The 356-nt window shown below is 65.2% G+C and carries 1 pseudogene; it reads left to right on the top strand.

Going from position 1 to position 356, the window contains the following annotated elements:
• Positions 1-356 (top strand): annotated as a pseudogene (locus ACLJNW_RS23685) (N-methylproline demethylase); the annotation flags it as partial.

Here is a 356-nt window from a genome sequence, read left to right on the forward strand (position 1 = left end):
GTCTACGCCACCGACGGCGGGATGACCACCGAGCGCTACGTGAAGTACTACGAGGAAAAGGCCAAGGGCGGCATCGGCCTGGCCATCTGTGGCGGCTCCTCGGTGGTCGCCATCGACAGCCCGCAGCAGTGGTGGAGTTCGGTGAACCTGTCCACCGACCGGATCATCCCGCACTTCCAGAACCTGGCGGACGCCATGCACAAGCACGGCGCCAAGATCATGATCCAGATTACCCACATGGGGCGCCGTTCGCGCTGGGACGGCTACCACTGGCCGACCCTGATGTCGCCGTCGGGTATCCGCGAGCCGGTGCATCGCGCCACCTGCAAGACCATCGAGGTGGAGGAGATCTGGCG

It is taken from the genome of Salmonella sp. SAL4457 (assembly GCF_046548235.1).
Classification (GTDB): domain Bacteria; phylum Pseudomonadota; class Gammaproteobacteria; order Enterobacterales; family Enterobacteriaceae; genus Salmonella; species Salmonella enterica.